We start from the raw sequence: 17,335 nt of genomic DNA, 5'->3' as shown, positions 1-17,335 counted from the left end.
GCGGTCGCGCGGCGTGGCCGCGGCCGTGATGCCGCTGAGTCTTGACTGACAAACACCGCCATCCTTCGGCCGCGAACGTAGGCTGGAAGGATGACGACTTCGCTGAGGAACGTCCTGACCGCGACATCCGCGGTCGCATTGATCGCCCTGCTTGCGGGGTGCGGCACCGACTATCCACCGTCGACTCCGACCGAGTCGGGCACCGTCGAACCCGACCCGCAAGACCCGGCGAGCGCTCTCGTCTCCGAGTACCTCGACGCGATCGCGCTGGGTAACCAGGGCGGAGCGTGGGAACTGCTCTCGCCGGAGACCCAGGCGACCTACGACTCGTCGGCCGAAACCTACGCCGAGTACTCGCTCGACAATGAGACGGTCACCGCGACCGACGCCGAAGTTTTCGCCGAAGCCCCCCTCGTGGTGACCGACGGGCCGGAGAACGGCTTCCAGCTCGTCAGCGCACAGACGACCGACATCGCCGATGCGTGGATCGTGCGCGACACCGACGTCGGGCTGCGCATCGACGATCCCGGCGTCCCGCCCACCGGCCAGCGGCCCTTCACCTGGCAGAACCCGAAAGACGGCGTCTACGACAGCACAGTCGCGCCGATGATCTTCTTCCAGACGTTCTACGGCGAAGGCGGCGAGACCGACGTGATCTCCGGCCCCCCAGAGACGATCGTCGGATACGCCGACAGCGTCGAGGTGCCCGTGACGAAAGAGGCCGCGTCGGGCGCCGGGGCGAACTTCGTCGCCGACGTGCCCGCCGGCGCGTTCGCCCTCACCGTGGTCTGGGCGCCGGACGACGAGAGCCCGCTGTTCCAGTCGAGCACGGTGACGCTCGCTACCTCGTTGCCGTAACGGCAATAAATAGGGCGCCTGGGGCGCGTGCGCCCGAGGATGGATTTATGCACACCCCTCCCAACACCCAGGCCGAATGGAACGCGCGCTACCTCGAGAAAGACCAGATCTGGAGCGGCAAGCCGAACGCGGCACTCGTGCGCGAAGTGGCGCGACTGGCTCCGGGCAGCGCCCTCGACCTGGGCTGCGGCGAGGGCGCGGACGCGATCTGGCTGGCCGGACAGGGATGGACGGTAACGGGGGTGGATGTCTCGGATGTGGCCCTCGACCGTGCGCGCACTCACGCCGCCGCCGCGGGCGCGAGCATCGAGTTCGAGCTGCGCGACCTCGCCGCCTCGCCCACCACCGAGACCTTCGATCTGGTCTCGTCGTTTTTCCTGCACCTTCCCGACCGCGCCCAGCGGAACCATACCCTGCGCGTGGCCGCCGACGCGGTCGCACCAGGGCACCCTGCTCGTGGTCGGCCATGCGGCCGCCGCCGCAGCAGCAGCGGGCCACGACCACCTGCACATGGAGACGGCCGACGAGATCGTCGAGCTGTTGGGGCTGACCGCTCCCGAGTGGATCGTCGAGGTCGCGGGCGACGTCGAACGCACGCCGACTGGGGCGCACACGATCGACACCGTCGTGCGGGCGCGCCGGGTCTAGACCGCCTCTGCCGCGCGGCGCTCGCGGAACGCGATCATGTTGACGCGATTTCCGCAGCGCACACTGCAGAAGCGCTTCGACCCGTTGCGCGACAGGTCGAGGAACAGTCCCGCGCAATCGTCCGCCTCACACACCCGCAGACGCGGCGTCTCGTTCATGCGGATGACGTCGATCAGCGCGAGCGAAGCTTCGACGCGGATGCGCTCGGCGAGCGGCGCGTCGGGGGCCGTCGCGTGCATGTGCCAGTCGTAGCCGTCGTGGCGGACGAGCTGGGGAAGCGCGTTCGCACTGCGCAGCATCGCGTTCACCTCGACGACGGCCTCGTCGCGGGGAAGCGTCCACACCGTGCGCAACAGCGCCCGCGCGCCGCGCACCTCGTCGAGTTCGGCGTCGTCCCGGTCGACGCGACCGGAGTAGCCGTGCAGGTCGACCAGCTCGGTGAGCTGCTGCGGCGTCGACAGCTCGTCGTCGCCACTGCGGGACGCGCGGGCGTCGGTATTCGCGAGTGCCACGACGAATTCGAGCGAGGCCTCAGTGTCAGGGGCAAAATGCAAGTTGACTCCTCACGCGCGGCGGTCGTAATGTCAGGGGCATAAGCCAGCATAGATCATGACGAATCAGGCCTTCCCGACAAAAGGAGACAGCATGGCGATCTCATCGAGGTTCGGCGGGCTCGGCATAGCGGTCCTGTCCGCCCTGTCGTTCGGCACCTCGGGCGCGCTCATCAAACCGCTCCTCGAGGCTGGCTGGTCGCCGGCGGCGGCGGTCGCCGCCCGCGCGCTGACGGCGTCGGTCGTGCTGGCCCCGCTCGCGATCGTGGCCCTCCGCGGCCGGTGGAACGCCGTATGGCGCGGACGCTGGCGCGTGCTCGGCATGGGCGTCGTCGGCGTCGCCGCCACGCAACTCGCCTACTTCACCGCGCTGCGCACCATCCCGATCTCCACCGCGCTGCTCGTCGAGTTTCTCGCGCCGCTGCTGCTCGTCGGTTTTGCCTGGGCGACCACGCGTCGCGCCCCCCGTGCCCTGGTGCTCGTCGGCTGCGCCCTCGCGGTCGGCGGCCTGCTGCTCGTGATCGGCCCCGGCGCCATCCAGGCCGTCGACCCGGTCGGCCTCGGTTTCGCTTTCGCGGCGGCGATCGGCTGTGCCGCGTACTTCCTGATCGCCGCCCAGCCCGGCGACGGGCTTCCCCCGGTAGCACTCGCAGCCTCGGGGCTGCTCGTGGGCGGGCTGGTCCTCGCGTTGGTCTCCGCCACGGGTCTCCTGCCCTTCGCGGCGACCTTCGGCGACCTGCCGTTGTTCGGAAGCTCGGCGCCGTGGTGGGTCCCCCTGCTCATCGTCGCGGTGATCAGCACCGCCCTCGCCTACGTGGCCGGAATCACCGGGGCCGCCGCCCTGGGGTCTCGGCTCGCCTCCTTCGTCGCCCTGCTCGAGGTGGTCTTCGCGTCGCTGTTCGCGTGGGTGCTGCTCGGCGAGCAGCTCTCGCCGCTGCAACTGGTGGGCGGCGCGCTCATCCTCGGCGGCATCGCGGCGGTGCACGGCGATCGCGGCCCGGCACCGCTGGTCGCGCCAGCGCCCCCGGCACCACCCGCCACCGCTGCCACCACCGCCTCGCCGGTACCAAATGCAGGAGATTTACGCCCGGCACCCCCGCGATCCGCATGAGCGTGTGACTCGAGTCGATTTCTCCTGCATTTGGCACGGGGAAGCTGGGCGAGAATGGGGTGATGAGCGAGGCCGGGGAGTTCGTCGACGCGGCGTTGCAGCGCGAGACCTCGTGGAGCCCGCCCGCCGACGACCGCGACTCGACCGGCCTCCGCTCGTACGGCGCCTCCGTCGGTGCGGTCCGCGGCACCGTGCGCGACGCGTTACGCAAGTTCCGCGGCATGTCGCACGACGAGATCACCGCTCTGGCCTCCGAGCTCTGGGGCGCGCCGGTCTTCGAGCGCCGACTCGCCGCGGTCGTGCTGCTGCAGTCGAACGTGTCCCTGCTCGACAACTCCGACCTCACGCGCATCGAGGGGTTCATCCGTGACGGACGCGCGCGCTCCCTCGTCGATCCGCTCGCGACGGACGTGGTCGGTCCGATGATCGAAGCTCTGGATGACACGGGCCGCACCCGCGCGCACGTGGCGCTCGACCGTTGGATCGGTGAGAACAACGTGTGGTTGCGCCGCGCCGCCATCCTCGCACCGCTGCGGTCACTGCGTTCTGGAACGGGCGACCCCGACCGGTTCGCCCGTCAGGCCCGGGCCATCCTGGCCGAACCGTACGCAAGCGACGTCGTGAGCGAGGCGATCGACACCGTGCTCGACGCTCTGGCGAAGTAGGCGCCGGCTGGTGGCACGGGCGGGCCGCCGACGATAGGTTTGCTCACTATGACGTCGCTTATCCGCCAGAGACAGCAGATCGCCGGTGAACGCAATGCGGCGATCGGTTTCATCGCGTTCGGGGTCGCGTCTGTCGTCTTCGCGATCACGGGCGGCATTTGGTCCGAGTCACTGAGTGCGTTGGGTGCGGGCGGCGTGGGGTCGGTCCTCGCGGTGAGCGGCGTGTTCCGGCTCGTCCCTGCCCGCCGCAAGCTCGCCGCCTTCGAGGCCGACCACGGCGCCGGCGCGGGCAAGCAGCAGAGCATTCGCTGAACGACGTTACGCGGCTCATTTGCGCCAGGGGCGGCGTGCCCTACGCGGTCATCCGGTCGATGCCCTCCGGCGACAGCGCGTGATGGATCGCGAGAATGCCCGCCCCCAGAACCGCGGCATTGACGCCCGCGGCGGACTGCACGATCGTGAGCTTGCTCGTGGCGAGAGGCATCGACCGCGTGTAGATGATCTCGCGCACGCCGGCGATGAGGTGGTCGCCGACGGCCGCCATCGACCCGCCGACCGCGATCACCGAGGGGTTCATCAGGCTCACGCACGCGGTGAGCACCTCGCCGAGGTCGCGTCCGGCCTGCCGCACCGCCTGGATCGCCTCGATGTTGCCGTGCTTGACGAGGTCGACCACGGCGGCGGGGCCGTCGACGTCGAGGCCGGCGGCGCTCAGGGTGCGCGCGATCGCCGGGCCGGAGGCGAGCGCCTCGAGGCAGCCGCGGTTGCCGCAGTGGCAGGCCACACCGGCCCCGCGCGCGATCTGCACGTGTCCGATGTCGCCGGCGATGCCCTGTGCCCCACGCAACAGACGTCCGCCCGAGATGACGCCGGCGCCGATGCCCGTCCCCACCTTCACGAACAGCAGGTTCTCGGTCTGCGGCCATCCGAAGGCCTGCTCGCCGAGCGCCATGATGTTCACGTCGTTGTCGACGAGCACCGGCACGTCGAGCTGCTCGCTCACGAAGCCCGCGACGTCGAACTGGTCCCAGCCGGGCATGATCGGCGGGTTGATCGGCCGGCCGCTGCTGTGCTCAACCGGTCCGGGCAGTCCGATGCCGACCGCGAGGATATCGATCATCAGCAGCCCGTGCTTCTTCAGCAGGGCGCGCGCCGTCTTGATCAGCCAGTTCAGCACGACCGGCGGACCGTCGGCGATGTCGATCGACCCCATGGTCTCGCCGACGATGGCGCCGCCGAGGTTCGAGACGGCGATGGTCGCGTGGGTGGCGCCGAGGTCGGCGGCGAGCACGAACTTGGCCGATGCGTTGAGGGCGAACTGCGACGACGGTCGCCCACCGGTCGACTGGGCGTCCTCCACCGGGCTCACCAGCCCCAGGCTCATGAGCTCTTCGACGCGGAGGGCGATCGTGGACCGGGCCACCCCGGTCTTCGCCGCGAGTTCGGCGCGGGTGCGCGGCGAACCGTCGCGCAGAAGCTGGAACAGTTCGCTCGCCCCGGAGCCCCCGAGTGTCGACCCGCGACTGATGTCAACCATGTTTCAAGTGTGGCACGCCGGGGTTGGCACGATTCGCCGCAGACATTCGTCGATCCTCAGCCGAAGTCAGCGCGAGCTGAAAGCCGCATCGAACGCCGCATCCGGGGCATCGAACGCGAACTTCTTCACGAACTCGAGGGCCTCGGGGGCGCCGACCAGCCTGTCCATGCCGGCGTCCTCCCACTCGACCGAGATCGGCCCGTCGTACCCGATCGTGTTGAGCATGCGGAAGCTGTCCTCCCACGGCACGTCGCCGTGCCCGGTGGAGACGAAGTCCCAGCCGCGGCGCGGATCCGCCCAGGCCAGCAGCGAACCGAGCCGGCCGTTGCGCCCGTTGACCATGCGCTTCTTCGTGTCTTTGCAGTCGACGTGGTAGATGCGGTCTTTGAAATCCCAGATGAAGCTCACCGGGTCGAGGTCCTGCCAGACGAAGTGGCTCGGATCCCAGTTGAGCCCGAAGGCCTCGCGGTGCCCGATGGCCTCGAGCGTGCGCACCGTCGTCCAGTAGTCGAAGGCGATCTCGCTCGGGTGCACCTCGTGCGCGAACCGCACGCCCACCTCGTCGAACACGTCGAGAATGGGGTTCCAGCGGTCGGCGAAGTCCTGGTAGCCGGCGTCGATCGCCTCCTGCGACACGGGCGGGAACATCGCCACGTACTTCCAGATCGACGAGCCCGTGAACCCCACCACGGTCTTCACCCCGAGCTTCGCCGCCAACCGCGCCGTGTGCTGCATCTCGGTGGCGGCCCGCTGGCGCACGCCCTCCGGGTCCCCGTCGCCCCAGACGATGTCGGGCAGGATGTCGCGGTGGCGCTGGTCGATCGGGTCGTCGCACACCGCCTGTCCCTTGAGGTGGTTCGAGATCGCCCAGACCTTCAGGCCGTAGCGGTCGAGCAGTTCCAGCTTGCCCTCGATATAGCCGGGTTCGTCCCAGCGCCACGGGTCGAGGTGGTCGCCCCAGCAGGCGATCTCGAGCCCGTCGTAACCCCACCCGGCGGCGAGCTTGACGACCTCTTCGAACGGCAGGTCGGCCCACTGGCCGGTGAAGAGCGTGATGGGTCGGGTCATGGCCGTTCCTCTTTCTCGTTGGGTTCCACGTCGGTCCACGAGCTGCCCGAGCGCGCACTCGCGCCCACCGACTCGAGCACGCGTTGTACCTGCAGCCCGTCGTCGAACGACGGTGTGGGCTGCTCGCCGGCGGCGATCGCCTCGACGAAGTCTTTGGCCTGGTGCGAGAAGCCGTGCTCGTAGCCGAGCAGGTGACCGGCCGGCCACCAGGCGGCGACGTAGGGGTGCTGCGGTTCGGTCACCAGCACCCGCGTGAACCCCTGCGTCTCGATCGGCGCCGTCGCGTCGAAGACGTGCAGTGCGTTGAGGTCTTCGAGGTCGAACGCGATCGCGCCGGTCGAGCCCGACACCTCCACGCGCAGCGCGTTCTTGCGCCCGGACGCGAAGCGGCTCGCCTCGAAGCTGCCGAGCACGCCGCCGCCGAAACGCGCCGTGAACAGGGCCACGTCGTCGACGGTGACCCGGCCGCGCTCGCTCGACGCGGTGCCGGAGAGACCGACGGATTCGGCGAGCAGCGGACGTTCGCCGACCAGGGTCTGCAGCGTTCCCGATACGGATGCGACGCGAAGGCCGGTGATGAACTGTGCGAGATCGATGGCGTGGGCCCCGATATCCCCGAGCGCGCCCGAGCCGGCACGCGCACTATCGAGCCGCCAGGTCATCGGGGACTCGGCGTCGGCGAGCCAGTCCTGCAGGTAGCTTGCGCGCACCTGGCGCACCTCGCCGATGCGGCCCGCCGCGATCAGGTCGCGCGCGAGGGTGGCGGCCGGCACCCTGCGGTAGGTGAACCCCACCATCGCGAACACCCCGCGGCGGGCGGCGCGAGCCGCGGCATCCGCCATCGACACCGCTTGCTCGACGGTGTTGGCCAGCGGCTTTTCGCACAGCACGTGCTTGCCTGCGTCGAGCGCGGCGATCGCGATCTCGGCGTGGGAGTCTCCGGGGGTGACGATGTCGATCACGTCGATGTCGTCACGCTCGAGCACCGCGCGCCAGTCGGTGGCCGATTCGGCCCAGCCCCACCGCTCGGCCGCCGCCCGGGCCGCCGTAGAGTCGCGGCCGACGAGCACCCGCATCTCGGGGCGCAGCGGCAGGTCGAAGAACCGGGGGGCCGTGCGCCAGCCTTGGGAGTGGGCGGCGCCCATGAACCCGTGGCCGACCATGGCGACGCGCAGCGGGGATGTGGACATGTCGTGGCCTCTCTGTACGGGTGCGCCCGCGCCTCACGACGCGGGCGCACCCCCCTGACGCGTGGTTTCTAGGACTCGAACGCGGTCGGCAGGTACTTGTCGACGTTCTCCGAGGTGACCACCGGCGCGTTCAGCACGATGCGGCTGGGAACCTCGACCTCGACGAGGTCACCGAGCGCCTTGCCCTGTGCCACGAGGCGGGCGAGGCGGATGCCGTCGGCGGCCTGCGTCGACGGGTAGATGACCGTGGCCTTGAGAACGCTGTCGCCCGACTTGATCAGGTCCATCGCGTTCTTCGAGCCGGCGCCGCCGACCATGATGAACTCGTCGCGTCCGGCCGACTCGATCGCGGCCAGCACGCCGAGGCCCTGGTCGTCGTCGTGGTTCCAGAGGGCGTCGATCTGGGGAGCGGCCGAGAGCAGCTGCGAGGTGACGGCCTCGCCGCCGGCGACGGTGAAGTCGGCGGCGACCCGGTTCGACACTTCGAGACCGCAGTCGTCGAGGGCGTCGGCGAAGCCCTGGCTGCGATCCTGCGTGAGCGGCAGCGAGTCGATGCCGGCGATCTCCGCGATCACGGCGTCGGGGTTGTCGCCCACCTGCTCGCAGATGTACGTTCCGGCGCTGACGCCCATGCCGTAGTTGTCACCGAGGATGGTGGCCCGGGCGGCGAACGTCGACGAGAACTCGCGGTCGACGTTGATGACCGGGATGCCGGCCTCCATCGCCTTGGTGGCCACGTCGGTCAGCGCCGCGCCGTCGGTCGGCAGCAGCACGATCGCGTCGACCTTGTCGTTGATGAAACCTTCGACTTGGCTGATCTGCAGGCTCGCGTCATTGGTGCCCTCCGCGACCCGAAGGTCGATGTCGGGGTACTTCGCGGCCTCGGCGATCGCCGCCGAGTTGATGGCGCCGAGCCAGCCGTGGTCGGCGGCGGGGCCCGAGAAGCCGATGACGATGGTGTCGCCGGTCTCGTCGTTCTCGGTGTTGTTCGTGGGGGCGGAGCCGGGGGTGTCGGTGGTGCCGGTCGTGCAGCCGGCGAGCAGCCCGGCGATCACGACGGTGGTTCCGACGAGCGCGAGCGTTTTGCGCTGCGATGAGCGGGTGGAAAGCATGTGGTCCTCCAGTGTGGGTGAATGCGGATGCCTCTGGCGCCGACGCGAAACACCCGCGACCCGCGTCGGCAGCTCTGCCGGACCCGCGTCACTCTGTCCACATCGACAATGGATGCAACGTAGCAGAGCGCTGACGCCAAAGGAACAGCTTTCTCCGATTAAAAACAAAAGCTGCAAATCTCAATACAAGTTATGGCCGAGATGCACCCGTTCTCTGCTAGCCTGCGGTCATGATCAACGATGACCATGGTTCGCCCCTCCTCGAGGTGCGCGGAGTGACAAAGTCCTTCGCGGGGGTCGCCGCGCTCAAGGGCGTCGACTTTTCGATAGTCCCCGGCGAGGTGCACTGCGTGCTCGGCCAGAACGGCGCCGGAAAGTCCACCCTCATCAAGGTTCTCGCCGGCGTCTACACGCCCGAACAGGGCGAACTGCTCTGGCGCGGCGAGAGTGTGACGATCGCCGACCCGACCGCCGCCCTCGATCTCGGCATCGCCACGATGTACCAGGAGCTCGACGTCGTCGACGGCCTCACCATCGCCGAGAACATCTTCCTGGGCCACGAACTCTCGACCGGCGGAGTGCTGAAGGTGCGCGAGGCCCACCGGCGCGCGAAGGCCCTGCTGAAGCGCCTCGGTCACGGCGACCTGTCGCCGTCGCGGGAGGTTGGCTCCCTCTCGCCCGCCAACAAGCAGATCGTCTCCATGGCCAGGGCGCTCTCCCGTGACATCCGGCTCATCGTTATGGACGAACCGAGCGCCGTTCTCGACTCCGAAGAGGTGAAGAACCTGTTCCGAGTGGTGCGCGAGCTCACGAACGACGGCATCGCTGTCGTCTACATCTCGCACCGTCTCGCCGAGATCCGCGAGATCGGCGACCGCATCACCGTGATCAAAGACGGGCGCACCACCGCGAGCGGTCTCACCGTCGCCGACACCCCCACGCCGAAACTGATCACCCTGATGACGGGGCGCGACGTCGAGAACGTCTTCCCTCCGGCGGTTCCGATTGCGGATGACGCGGAGGAGGTACTCCGCGTCGAGGGCCTCTCGGTGAAAGGCGTCTTCGAACCGGTGTCGTTCAGCGTGCGCGCCGGCGAGATCTTCGGTCTCGCCGGGCTGGTCGGCTCGGGCCGTTCCGAGATTCTCGAAACGATCTACGGCGCGATCAAACCGACCGCCGGGGAGGTATCGGTGCTGGGCAAGACCGTGCGCGGCGGCTCGGTGCCCGCCTCGGTCGGCAACGGCATCGGGCTGTCGCCGGAGGAGCGCAAGAGCCAGGGTCTCATCCTCGAGCAGCCGATCTACCGCAACGTCACCCTGTCGTCGTTCGCCCGGTTCGCCCGCGGCGGTTTCCTCAACGAGAAGCTCGAGCGGTCGACCGCGCGCAACCAGCTCGAGTCGCTCGAGCTGCGGCCCGCCGACCCCGACCGCGCTGTCGGCCTGCTCTCCGGCGGCAACCAGCAGAAGGTCATGCTCGCCCGCTGGCTCGTGCACGGCACGACCGTGCTGCTGCTCGACGAGCCGACGCGCGGCGTCGACGTAGGTGCGCGCGCCGAGATCTACTCGCTGATCAGACAGCTCTCCGCCGCGAAGACCGCGATCGTCGTGGTCTCGAGCGAGATAGAAGAGGTGCTCGGTCTCGCCGACCGGGTGCTCGTGATCGCCGAGGGCGAGACCCTCGACATCGTGGCGGCCACAGACATCGACGAATCGGGCGTTCTCGACCTGGTTATGAAAGGAAGCGCAGCATGAGCCACCAGACCGCAGCCCCCGAAGAACAGCAGGCGAGTTCGAATCGGGCATCCGCCACCCTGCGCAGATTCCTCGGCAGCGCCGCCGGCCGCAACATCGGCCTCGTCATCGCGTTGCTGCTGCTCATCGTCGTGGGGGCGGTGACGAGCGGCGACCGATTCACGAGCATCAGCAACGTGCTGACGATCGTGCGGCTCGCGTCGGTGACCGGCGTGCTCGCGATCGGCATGACCTTCGTGATCATCTCGGGCGGCATCGACCTGTCGGTGGGCTCGGTGCTCGGACTGTCGTCGGTGGTGGCGACGCTCGCCGCCGTGCAGGCCTCGGCGGCGTCGTTCTGGCCGCTCATGATCATCGTCGCCCTGGCCGTCGGCCTCGCAGCGGGCGTGATCAACGGCATCATCATCGCCTACGGAAACGTGGTGGCCTTCATGGCCACCCTCGCGATGCTCATCGCCGCGCGCGGTTTCGCCGAGATCCTCTCGAACCGCACGACCCAGACCGTGAAGGTGCGCGGCTTCCTCGAGTTCTCCGACGGCAACTTCCTGGGCGTTCCGACGCTCGTGTGGATCTTCATCCTCGTCTCCGCCGCCGGCTGGATCCTGCTCAACCGCACGACGTTCGGCCGTCGCACCGTCGCCATCGGCGGCAACCGCGAGGCCGCGCGCCTCGCCGGCATCAACGTGAAGCGACACATCGTCTACCTCTACGCACTGAGCGGTCTCACCGCCGGCATCGCCGGCATCATGCTCACGGGCCGCACCACGTCGGGCACCTCGACGCACGGCACGCTCTACGAGCTCGACGCGATCGCCGCGGTCGTCGTCGGCGGCACACTGCTCGCCGGAGGTCGCGGCACGATCGTCGGAACCGTCCTCGGCATCCTGATCTTCAACGTGCTCACGAACATCTTCACGCAGAACAACCTCAACACCTCGGTGCAGGCGATCACCAAGGGCGCGATCATCGTGATCGCGGTGCTCATCCAGCAGCGCTTCGCGAACCGCGGCGTGCGCAAGTCGTAGCGCGCCAACCCCGCTTTTGTACCAAATGCAGGAGATTTTCGGCTGGACGCCCGTCCTCCCGCGTGAACGTGTGACTCGACGCGAAATCTCCTGCATTTGGCACGGCGGGACGGTCAGCGACGGGGTGTAGCCTGAGCGCGGACAATGTTGTCCGGTTCGCCACTACCAAGAAGGAAGCCCGCGCATGACCCCCACCACACTCTCCGGAGACTCGTCCATCGCCACCTGGCTCGACCACCCCGTCGGCGGGCCGATCATCCGCGACATGCTCGCGCAGGCGGGCCAGAGCGCCGAGGTCATGCGCCCGGTGCGCATGCTCGCGATCAAGCGCCTGGTCAAGCTGAGCAAGGGCGCCTTCACCCAGGAGATGATCGACGGGCTCGTCGCGCGGGTCGAGGCCGGAGAAGTTCCCGAGGGCGCCGCCGCCGCCGAGGCGGTCGAAGAGACCGCGGATGCACCGGTGGAACGCGAACCGTGGGTGGAGCGTATCGACTCCGGACGTTTCAGCGGCAAGACGATCATCGTCACCGGCGCCGGATCGGGCATCGGCCGGGCGACCGCGTCGCGCGTCGCGCGCGAGGGCGGCCGCGTCATCGCCGTCGACATCTCGCAGGAGCGCCTCGACGAGTTCGTCGGCTCGATCCCGGGCGGCGACATCGTCGCGGTCGTCGCGAACATCACCGACGACGACGCGATCGCAGCGATCGTCGCTGCCGCGGGCGACCGCATCGACGGCCTCGCCAACATCGCCGGCATCATGGACGACATGACACCGGTCGGCGAGATCTCGGACGCCGTGTGGAAGCGCGTCTTCTCGATCAACGTCGACGGCACGATGAAGCTCATGCGCGCCGTCATCCCCGCGATGCTCGCCCAGGCGAGCGGTTCCATCGTGAACACCGCGTCGGAGGCGGCGCTGCGCGGCTCCGCGGCGGGCGCGGCCTACACGGCGTCGAAGCACGCGGTCGTCGGCCTCACCAAGAGCGGCGCGTTCATGTACGGGCCGAGCGGCATCCGCGTCAACGCGGTCGCGCCCGGACCCACGATCACCAACATCGAGGCGACCTTCGCGTCTCCCCTCGGCGCGGAGCGCGTGCGAGTCGGTATGTCGGTCATGCCCGACGCCGCCGAGAGCGATGCGCTCGCGGCATCCATCACCTTCCTGCTGAGCGATGACGGCGTCAATGTGAACGGCGTCGTGCTGCCCTCCGACGGCGGCTGGTCCGCCGCGTAGTCTCCCGCGTCAGGCGCTACTCGGCGGGGATGAGCTCGTCGAGCAGTGCCTGCATATCCTGCGCCCGATCGGTCGCGACCACCGCGGGAAAGAGGAACGTCCACATCTCCCGGATACGCAGCATCAGGTCTTCGCGCCCCGTGAAAGTGTCGGAGACCAGCTGAACGCCGGTGTAGGCGGGGATCAGGAACCGCGCGAAGGCCTCGGGGTCGACGTTATCCCGGAAGTCGCCCTCGCGGACCGCCCGGGCGGCGATCGCCGAGAAGGTCTCGAGCCACTGCCGGTAGGGCGAGCGCAGCGGCGGGTCCAGGTTCGCGTTCTCGGTGGCGAGCCGGATGCCCGCCTGCACGATCGGGTCCGCCCTGAGCCTCCGGGCGAGGTCGGTGCACAGCAGCAGCATTGTCTCGACCGCCGACCGATTCAGCGCCATGATGTGGGTGCCCGCCTCGACTGCCCGCCGCTGCTCCTCCTCGATCACCGCGCGCGCGATCTTCTCCTTCGACGTGAAGTGGAAGTACAGCGCGCCGCGGGTCGCGCCGGCCTCATTGGCGATATCCGAAGTGGTGGTCGCCACGTACCCGAGCCGGCAGAAGGTGCTCGCGGCAGCGTCGATGAGGCGGTCTCGCGTGATCCGCGCTCGTTCCTGTCGCGCCATCGCGAGTCCAATCTGGTAGGGACTCTCATTTTAGAACGACGGATGACCCGGGGTCGGCGCACCCCCTAGCTGTCGTCTGCGCGCGCCCCGCCCCCGCGGTGCGCACCGCCCTGCGAGTACTGTGTAGCGCCGGCTGGCGCGTCACAGGCACGGGCCCGCAGGACCTGCGACCCGAGGGCGTCGTCGTGCGCGTGCCGCACCGCAGTCCCGACGGCATCCCCAGGGCCGCCACAGAGTTCGCCGCGGAGGCGTCCGAGGCAGCGGCAGAGCTGAAGCTGACCCCCGATCCGACGCTGGCGCAGTCGATCGGCATGGCCCGTGCGCGGGTAGACGCCGCCCTCGCCGCCGGAGGGAGACTCGCCGACGATTCGCACGCACCCGACTGGTGGTCGCTCGCGTCGCCCGACAACCACGGCGTAGGCATCGCGTCCTGGACGGATACCGACGGCTGACTGGGCCCCGAAAAGCTCGCGAAACAGAAAAAACCCCGTGATCACGAGGATGACGGGGTTTGTTTCTGGCGGAACCGGTGGGATTTGAACCCACGGTGGGCTCAACACCCACACAACTTTTCGAGAGTTGCACCTTCGGCCGCTCGGACACGGTTCCGAGGACGATCTTAGTACAGAGATGACTCACATCCAGAATCGGGGCCGGGAAAGCGCACACGGCCGTTTCACAGGTTCGGCCTAGAACGCGCATAGACCGCTCCCGCACTCTGCGGGAATGAAGATTTCCCGACCCGTGCTCATCAACACGTCCCTAGGCATCGTGATCGCTGGCGCCATAGCCGCGAGTCTCCTCATCCTGCTGCCCGCCCAGGCGACCACCTCGACCGAGGCGACGCAGCTCACCTCGACCGTGCAGCAGGGGACCGTGAGCAGCACGATCACCGCGAGCGGCTCGGTCGCGGCGTGGCGCGAGGTCACCGCCGACTTCGCCGTTTCGGGCACGATCGCGACGGTCGACGTCGCCCTCGGCCAGGCCGTGTCCGAAGGGCAGCAGGTCGGCTCGCTCGATCCGACCGACCTCGACAAGGAGGTCACGTCGGCCACGAACACGCTGACCCGGGCCAAAACGGACCTCGCCACGGCGAACGCCGCCGTCGCGACAGCTACCGCCGACGCGTCATCCACCGATCAGCAAACCGCCTCGGGTGCCGCTCAAGAACTTTCGAGCGCGAAGACGCAGGTTCTCGACGCGAAGGACAAAGTGGCGGATGCCACGGACGCCCTCGCCACCGCGAATGCCAACCGCGCCGACGCCGTGCTCGTGGCACCGTTCGGCGGCATCGTCACCGCGGTCGGGGGGACGGTCGGCGGCAGCAGCGGCTCGAGCGCGGCCGGCAGCTCCACCACCGAGGCGGAGACGGGCACCACGACCACGTCGAGCGGCGGCTTCGTGACGATCGCCGACACCTCGAAGATGACCATGACCGCCGCGATCGCCGAGGCCGACATCGCCCTCGTCGCGGTCGGCCAGACGGCCGACGTCACCTTCCCGGCCCTCGCCGACGTCACGGCCACCGCGACCGTCACCGCGATCGCCCCGACCGGAACCACGAGCAACTCCGTGGTCACCTACTCCACGACGATCACCCTCGACTCCGTGCCCGCCGAACTACGGCTCGGGCAGACCGCCGAGGTCACCATCACCACCGTCAGCTCCGCCGACGACGCCCTCTACGTGCCCACCGCGGCAATCACCACAGCGACCGACGGCACGTCGACGGTTGACGTGATCGGCGACGACGACGAGGTCACCACGACCACGGTCGAGCTCGGTGTGGCCGGCGACGCCGGCACCGAGATCACCTCGGGACTCACCGAGGGCCAGACGATCGTGCTCGGCGAGGTGGCCGCGACCACCGAGAGCGACACCGGCACGACCACCGAGCAGGGCGGCTTCCCTGGCGGGGGCGGCGGCGGAACCGGCGGCTTCACTCCCCCCACCGGCGGCACGTTCCCCGGCGGCAACTGATGACGCTCGTACTCGAACTCGACGAGGTGCAGCAGGTCTACGGCACGGGCGAGGCCGTCGTGCACGCCCTGCGCGGCATCGACCTGGCCGTCGAGGCGGGCGACTACGTGGCGATCATGGGACCCTCCGGGTCGGGAAAGTCCACGTTGATGAACCTGCTCGGATGTCTCGACATCGCGTCGCACGGAACCTACTCCCTGGCCGGGCACGACGTCGCCTCGCTCACCGAGAACGAGCTCGCCAAGGTGCGCAACAGGGAGATCGGGTTCATCTTCCAGTCGTTCAACCTGATCGCGCGCATGTCGGCGCTCGCCAACGTGGAGCTGCCCCTCGTCTACGGCGGGGTCTCCCGCGGCGAGCGCCGCCAACGGGCGCTCGAGGCACTCGACAACGTCGGGCTCGTGGCGCGCTCCGGCCACGAACCGCAGGAACTCTCCGGCGGCCAGCAGCAACGCGTCGCGATCGCCCGCGCCCTCGTCACCAACCCGACGCTGATCCTCGCCGACGAACCGACCGGAAACCTCGACAACGAGTCGACCGACGACATCCTCGGCCTGTTCGACTCGCTCGCCGCCCAGGGAAAGACCATCGTGATCATCACGCACGAAGACCACGTCGCCGAGCGCGCGCACCGCGTTATCACCATCAGCGACGGACTCATCGTCGACGACCGGCTCAACGCGCACGCCCCCAAGGCGGTGCTCGCATGAGCGTCTTCGAGATCCTCATCTCGGCCTTCCGCGGCGTCACGGCCAACAAGCTGCGTTCCATCCTGACCCTCCTCGGGGTCATGATCGGTGTGGCCTCCGTCATTCTGCTGCTCGCCGTGGGAAACGGCTCGGCCCAGGAGGTCAAGAACGCTATTTCCGGCCTCGGCGCCAACACCATCACGGTGCGCGCGAGCGGAATGGGCGGTGGTGGAGGAGAGGAGTCCACCGCGGCGAGCACCGACAAGGTGATCACGACGGCGGTGGCAGACCAGCTCGCCGCGGCCGACCTCGGCCACGTGTCATCCGTCACACCCCAGGTGAGCGCGAGCCTCACGGTGTCGTCCGCGAACGCGTCGAGCGACAGTGTCAGCATCATCGGCACCACGACCAACTACTTCGAGGTGGGCACCACCGGCGTCGGCACCGGCGAGGCGTTCACCGACGCGGAGGTCACCAGCTCGGCGAAGGTCGCCGTGATCGGCCAGACCCTCGCCACCACCCTCTTCCCCTCGGGGTCGGCGCTCGGCGAATCGATCACCGTCGATGGCACCCCGTTCACCGTCGTGGGCGTGCTCGAGAACCAGAGCAGCACGGGCGCGACCGACGCGAACTCGGTGGTCATCGCGCCCATCACGCGCATCCAGAAGTCGTTCACCGGATTCGGCGCCGTCTCCACCCTCTCGGTCGAGGCGACCGACTCCGACTCGGTAGACGCCGCTGAGGGCGAGATCGAGATCATGCTCAACCAACTGCTCGGCCAGACCGAAGACGACGAGAGCTACTCGATCAGCAACCAGAGCTCCCTTCTGGAGACCCAGGAGGAGAGCGCCGACAGCTTCACCGTGCTTCTCGGCGTCGTCGCGGCCATCAGCCTGCTCGTCGGCGGCATCGGCGTCACCAACGTGATGCTCGTGTCCGTCACCGAGCGCACCAAGGAGATCGGCATCCGCAAGGCGCTCGGCGCCACCCGGGGCGCGATCCTCGGCCAGTTCCTCGCCGAGGCGGCGACGCTCACCCTGCTCGGCGGCCTGCTGGGCGTGGTCGCCGCGCTCATCGGCGCGAACTACAAGATCTACGGCACCCAGCCGGTCGTTCTCGACTACTCCATCCCGCTCGCCCTCGGAGTCTCGGTCGCGATCGGCGTGTTCTTCGGCGTCTACCCCGCCGCCCGCGCCGCGGCGATGCGCCCCATCCAGGCCCTCCGGGCCGTCTGACCCCCACCCACCACAACCGAAGGACA

18 protein-coding genes, 1 tRNA gene and 1 pseudogene are annotated in these 17,335 nt (G+C 68.9%); 13 read left to right on the top strand and 7 right to left on the bottom strand.

The genetic code is table 11. The features are described from left to right. Positions 1 to 90: 90 nt before the first annotated feature. From IEV96_RS13595 to IEV96_RS16720, 3 genes and pseudogenes are all read left to right on the top strand, one after another. A complete protein-coding gene (locus IEV96_RS13595) occupies positions 91 to 858 on the top strand; it encodes a hypothetical protein (RefSeq protein ID WP_188511310.1) in 768 nt (255 codons plus the stop codon). A gap of 47 nt (positions 859 to 905) precedes the next feature. Further along, a pseudogene (locus tag IEV96_RS16725) lies at positions 906 to 1,244 on the top strand (class I SAM-dependent methyltransferase); the annotation flags it as partial. 70 nt (positions 1,245 to 1,314) lie between these two features. Next, entirely contained in the window at positions 1,315 to 1,506 is a 192-nt protein-coding gene (locus IEV96_RS16720) for a hypothetical protein (RefSeq protein ID WP_229733415.1), read from the top strand. Here the strand turns inward: IEV96_RS16720 and IEV96_RS13585 are convergent. Then, positions 1,503 to 2,018, bottom strand: a complete 516-nt coding sequence (locus IEV96_RS13585; protein ID WP_229733414.1) for a CGNR zinc finger domain-containing protein — start codon at positions 2,016 to 2,018, stop codon at positions 1,503 to 1,505. The genes IEV96_RS16720 and IEV96_RS13585 overlap by 4 nt on opposite strands. A gap of 133 nt (positions 2,019 to 2,151) precedes the next feature. Here IEV96_RS13585 and IEV96_RS13580 point away from each other — a divergent pair, with 133 nt between their 5' ends. From IEV96_RS13580 to IEV96_RS13570, 3 genes are all read left to right on the top strand, one after another. Further along, a complete protein-coding gene (locus tag IEV96_RS13580; protein ID WP_188511308.1) occupies positions 2,152 to 3,168 on the top strand; it encodes an EamA family transporter in 1,017 nt (338 codons plus the stop codon). Positions 3,169 to 3,230: 62 nt separating this feature from the next. Continuing rightward, complete coding sequence (locus IEV96_RS13575) at positions 3,231 to 3,833, top strand: DNA alkylation repair protein (RefSeq protein ID WP_188511307.1); 603 nt, start codon at positions 3,231 to 3,233, stop codon at positions 3,831 to 3,833. 48 nt (positions 3,834 to 3,881) lie between these two features. Beyond that, positions 3,882 to 4,145 (top strand): hypothetical protein, encoded by a 264-nt coding sequence (locus IEV96_RS13570; RefSeq protein ID WP_188511306.1) that lies wholly within the window; start codon positions 3,882 to 3,884, stop codon positions 4,143 to 4,145. Positions 4,146 to 4,185: 40 nt separating this feature from the next. Here the strand turns inward: IEV96_RS13570 and IEV96_RS13565 are convergent, their stop codons facing one another. The 4 genes from IEV96_RS13565 to IEV96_RS13550 all read right to left on the bottom strand — a co-directional run bounded on the left by IEV96_RS13565 (position 4,186) and on the right by IEV96_RS13550 (position 8,740). Then, positions 4,186 to 5,370, bottom strand: coding sequence for an ROK family transcriptional regulator (locus IEV96_RS13565; RefSeq protein ID WP_188511305.1), 1,185 nt, complete (start codon positions 5,368 to 5,370; stop codon positions 4,186 to 4,188). Positions 5,371 to 5,436: 66 nt separating this feature from the next. Then, positions 5,437 to 6,438, bottom strand: coding sequence for a sugar phosphate isomerase/epimerase family protein (locus IEV96_RS13560; RefSeq protein WP_188511304.1), 1,002 nt, complete (start codon positions 6,436 to 6,438; stop codon positions 5,437 to 5,439). Beyond that, complete coding sequence (locus IEV96_RS13555) at positions 6,435 to 7,601, bottom strand: Gfo/Idh/MocA family protein (RefSeq protein ID WP_188511819.1); 1,167 nt, start codon at positions 7,599 to 7,601, stop codon at positions 6,435 to 6,437. The genes IEV96_RS13560 and IEV96_RS13555 overlap by 4 nt, the downstream gene beginning before the upstream one ends. 95 nt (positions 7,602 to 7,696) lie before the next feature. Next, complete coding sequence (locus IEV96_RS13550; protein WP_188511303.1) at positions 7,697 to 8,740, bottom strand: substrate-binding domain-containing protein; 1,044 nt, start codon at positions 8,738 to 8,740, stop codon at positions 7,697 to 7,699. Positions 8,741 to 8,970: 230 nt separating this feature from the next. Here IEV96_RS13550 and IEV96_RS13545 point away from each other — a divergent pair, with 230 nt between their 5' ends. The 3 genes from IEV96_RS13545 (at position 8,971) to IEV96_RS13535 (ending at position 12,750) form a co-directional block, all read left to right on the top strand. Next, positions 8,971 to 10,491 carry a sugar ABC transporter ATP-binding protein gene (locus IEV96_RS13545; RefSeq protein ID WP_188511302.1) on the top strand — a complete coding sequence of 507 codons (1,521 nt, stop codon included), beginning with the start codon at positions 8,971 to 8,973 and terminating at the stop codon, positions 10,489 to 10,491. Then, positions 10,488 to 11,516, top strand: coding sequence for an ABC transporter permease (locus tag IEV96_RS13540; RefSeq protein ID WP_188511301.1), 1,029 nt, complete (start codon positions 10,488 to 10,490; stop codon positions 11,514 to 11,516). The genes IEV96_RS13545 and IEV96_RS13540 overlap by 4 nt, the downstream gene beginning before the upstream one ends. A gap of 184 nt (positions 11,517 to 11,700) precedes the next feature. Continuing rightward, on the top strand, positions 11,701 to 12,750 hold the full coding sequence (locus IEV96_RS13535; RefSeq protein WP_188511300.1) for an SDR family NAD(P)-dependent oxidoreductase: 1,050 nt from the start codon (positions 11,701 to 11,703) through the stop codon (positions 12,748 to 12,750). A gap of 16 nt (positions 12,751 to 12,766) precedes the next feature. On the opposite strand, the gene IEV96_RS13530 is transcribed toward IEV96_RS13535, so the two are convergent. Continuing rightward, complete coding sequence (locus tag IEV96_RS13530) at positions 12,767 to 13,405, bottom strand: ScbR family autoregulator-binding transcription factor (protein ID WP_188511299.1); 639 nt, start codon at positions 13,403 to 13,405, stop codon at positions 12,767 to 12,769. A gap of 98 nt (positions 13,406 to 13,503) precedes the next feature. On the opposite strand from IEV96_RS13530, the gene IEV96_RS13525 reads away from it, so the two are divergent. After that, positions 13,504 to 13,857 (top strand): hypothetical protein, encoded by a 354-nt coding sequence (locus IEV96_RS13525; RefSeq protein WP_229733412.1) that lies wholly within the window; start codon positions 13,504 to 13,506, stop codon positions 13,855 to 13,857. 66 nt (positions 13,858 to 13,923) lie between these two features. Here the strand turns inward: IEV96_RS13525 and IEV96_RS13520 are convergent. Continuing rightward, a tRNA-Ser gene (locus tag IEV96_RS13520) sits at positions 13,924 to 14,014 on the bottom strand. Between the two features lie 117 nt (positions 14,015 to 14,131). Between IEV96_RS13520 and IEV96_RS13515 the strand changes: the two genes are divergently transcribed. From IEV96_RS13515 to IEV96_RS13505, 3 genes are read left to right on the top strand one after another with little or no spacing between them, the layout of a single operon-like run. Next, positions 14,132 to 15,385, top strand: a complete 1,254-nt coding sequence (locus IEV96_RS13515; RefSeq protein ID WP_188511298.1) for an efflux RND transporter periplasmic adaptor subunit — start codon at positions 14,132 to 14,134, stop codon at positions 15,383 to 15,385. Next, positions 15,385 to 16,095 carry an ABC transporter ATP-binding protein gene (locus tag IEV96_RS13510; protein ID WP_188511297.1) on the top strand — a complete coding sequence of 237 codons (711 nt, stop codon included), beginning with the start codon at positions 15,385 to 15,387 and terminating at the stop codon, positions 16,093 to 16,095. Before IEV96_RS13515 ends, IEV96_RS13510 begins: the two co-directional genes overlap by 1 nt. Next, the gene (locus tag IEV96_RS13505; protein WP_188511296.1) at positions 16,092 to 17,309 is read left to right on the top strand and encodes an ABC transporter permease; all 1,218 of its coding nucleotides are present in this window, start codon (positions 16,092 to 16,094) and stop codon (positions 17,307 to 17,309) included. The genes IEV96_RS13510 and IEV96_RS13505 overlap by 4 nt, the downstream gene beginning before the upstream one ends. Positions 17,310 to 17,335 lie beyond the last annotated feature (26 nt).

Source organism: Conyzicola nivalis (genome assembly GCF_014639655.1).
In the GTDB taxonomy this organism is placed as follows: Bacteria; Actinomycetota; Actinomycetes; order Actinomycetales; family Microbacteriaceae; genus Conyzicola; species Conyzicola nivalis.
The sequence above is the reverse complement of the archived record's forward strand: the minus strand, read 5'-3'. Positions and strand labels throughout refer to the sequence as shown.

Coding starts and splice junctions, on each gene's coding strand:
- IEV96_RS13595 (WP_188511310.1), top strand. CDS start 91: ATGACGACTTCGCTGAGGAACGTCCTGACCGCGACATCCGCGGTCGCA.
- IEV96_RS13580 (WP_188511308.1), top strand. CDS start 2,152: ATGGCGATCTCATCGAGGTTCGGCGGGCTCGGCATAGCGGTCCTGTCC.
- IEV96_RS13575 (WP_188511307.1), top strand. CDS start 3,231: ATGAGCGAGGCCGGGGAGTTCGTCGACGCGGCGTTGCAGCGCGAGACC.
- IEV96_RS13570 (WP_188511306.1), top strand. CDS start 3,882: ATGACGTCGCTTATCCGCCAGAGACAGCAGATCGCCGGTGAACGCAAT.
- IEV96_RS13565 (WP_188511305.1), bottom strand. CDS start 5,370: ATGGTTGACATCAGTCGCGGGTCGACACTCGGGGGCTCCGGGGCGAGC.
- IEV96_RS13560 (WP_188511304.1), bottom strand. CDS start 6,438: ATGACCCGACCCATCACGCTCTTCACCGGCCAGTGGGCCGACCTGCCG.
- IEV96_RS13555 (WP_188511819.1), bottom strand. CDS start 7,601: ATGGTCGGCCACGGGTTCATGGGCGCCGCCCACTCCCAAGGCTGGCGC.
- IEV96_RS13550 (WP_188511303.1), bottom strand. CDS start 8,740: ATGCTTTCCACCCGCTCATCGCAGCGCAAAACGCTCGCGCTCGTCGGA.
- IEV96_RS13545 (WP_188511302.1), top strand. CDS start 8,971: ATGATCAACGATGACCATGGTTCGCCCCTCCTCGAGGTGCGCGGAGTG.
- IEV96_RS13540 (WP_188511301.1), top strand. CDS start 10,488: ATGAGCCACCAGACCGCAGCCCCCGAAGAACAGCAGGCGAGTTCGAAT.
- IEV96_RS13535 (WP_188511300.1), top strand. CDS start 11,701: ATGACCCCCACCACACTCTCCGGAGACTCGTCCATCGCCACCTGGCTC.
- IEV96_RS13530 (WP_188511299.1), bottom strand. CDS start 13,405: ATGGCGCGACAGGAACGAGCGCGGATCACGCGAGACCGCCTCATCGAC.
- IEV96_RS13515 (WP_188511298.1), top strand. CDS start 14,132: ATGAAGATTTCCCGACCCGTGCTCATCAACACGTCCCTAGGCATCGTG.
- IEV96_RS13510 (WP_188511297.1), top strand. CDS start 15,385: ATGACGCTCGTACTCGAACTCGACGAGGTGCAGCAGGTCTACGGCACG.
- IEV96_RS13505 (WP_188511296.1), top strand. CDS start 16,092: ATGAGCGTCTTCGAGATCCTCATCTCGGCCTTCCGCGGCGTCACGGCC.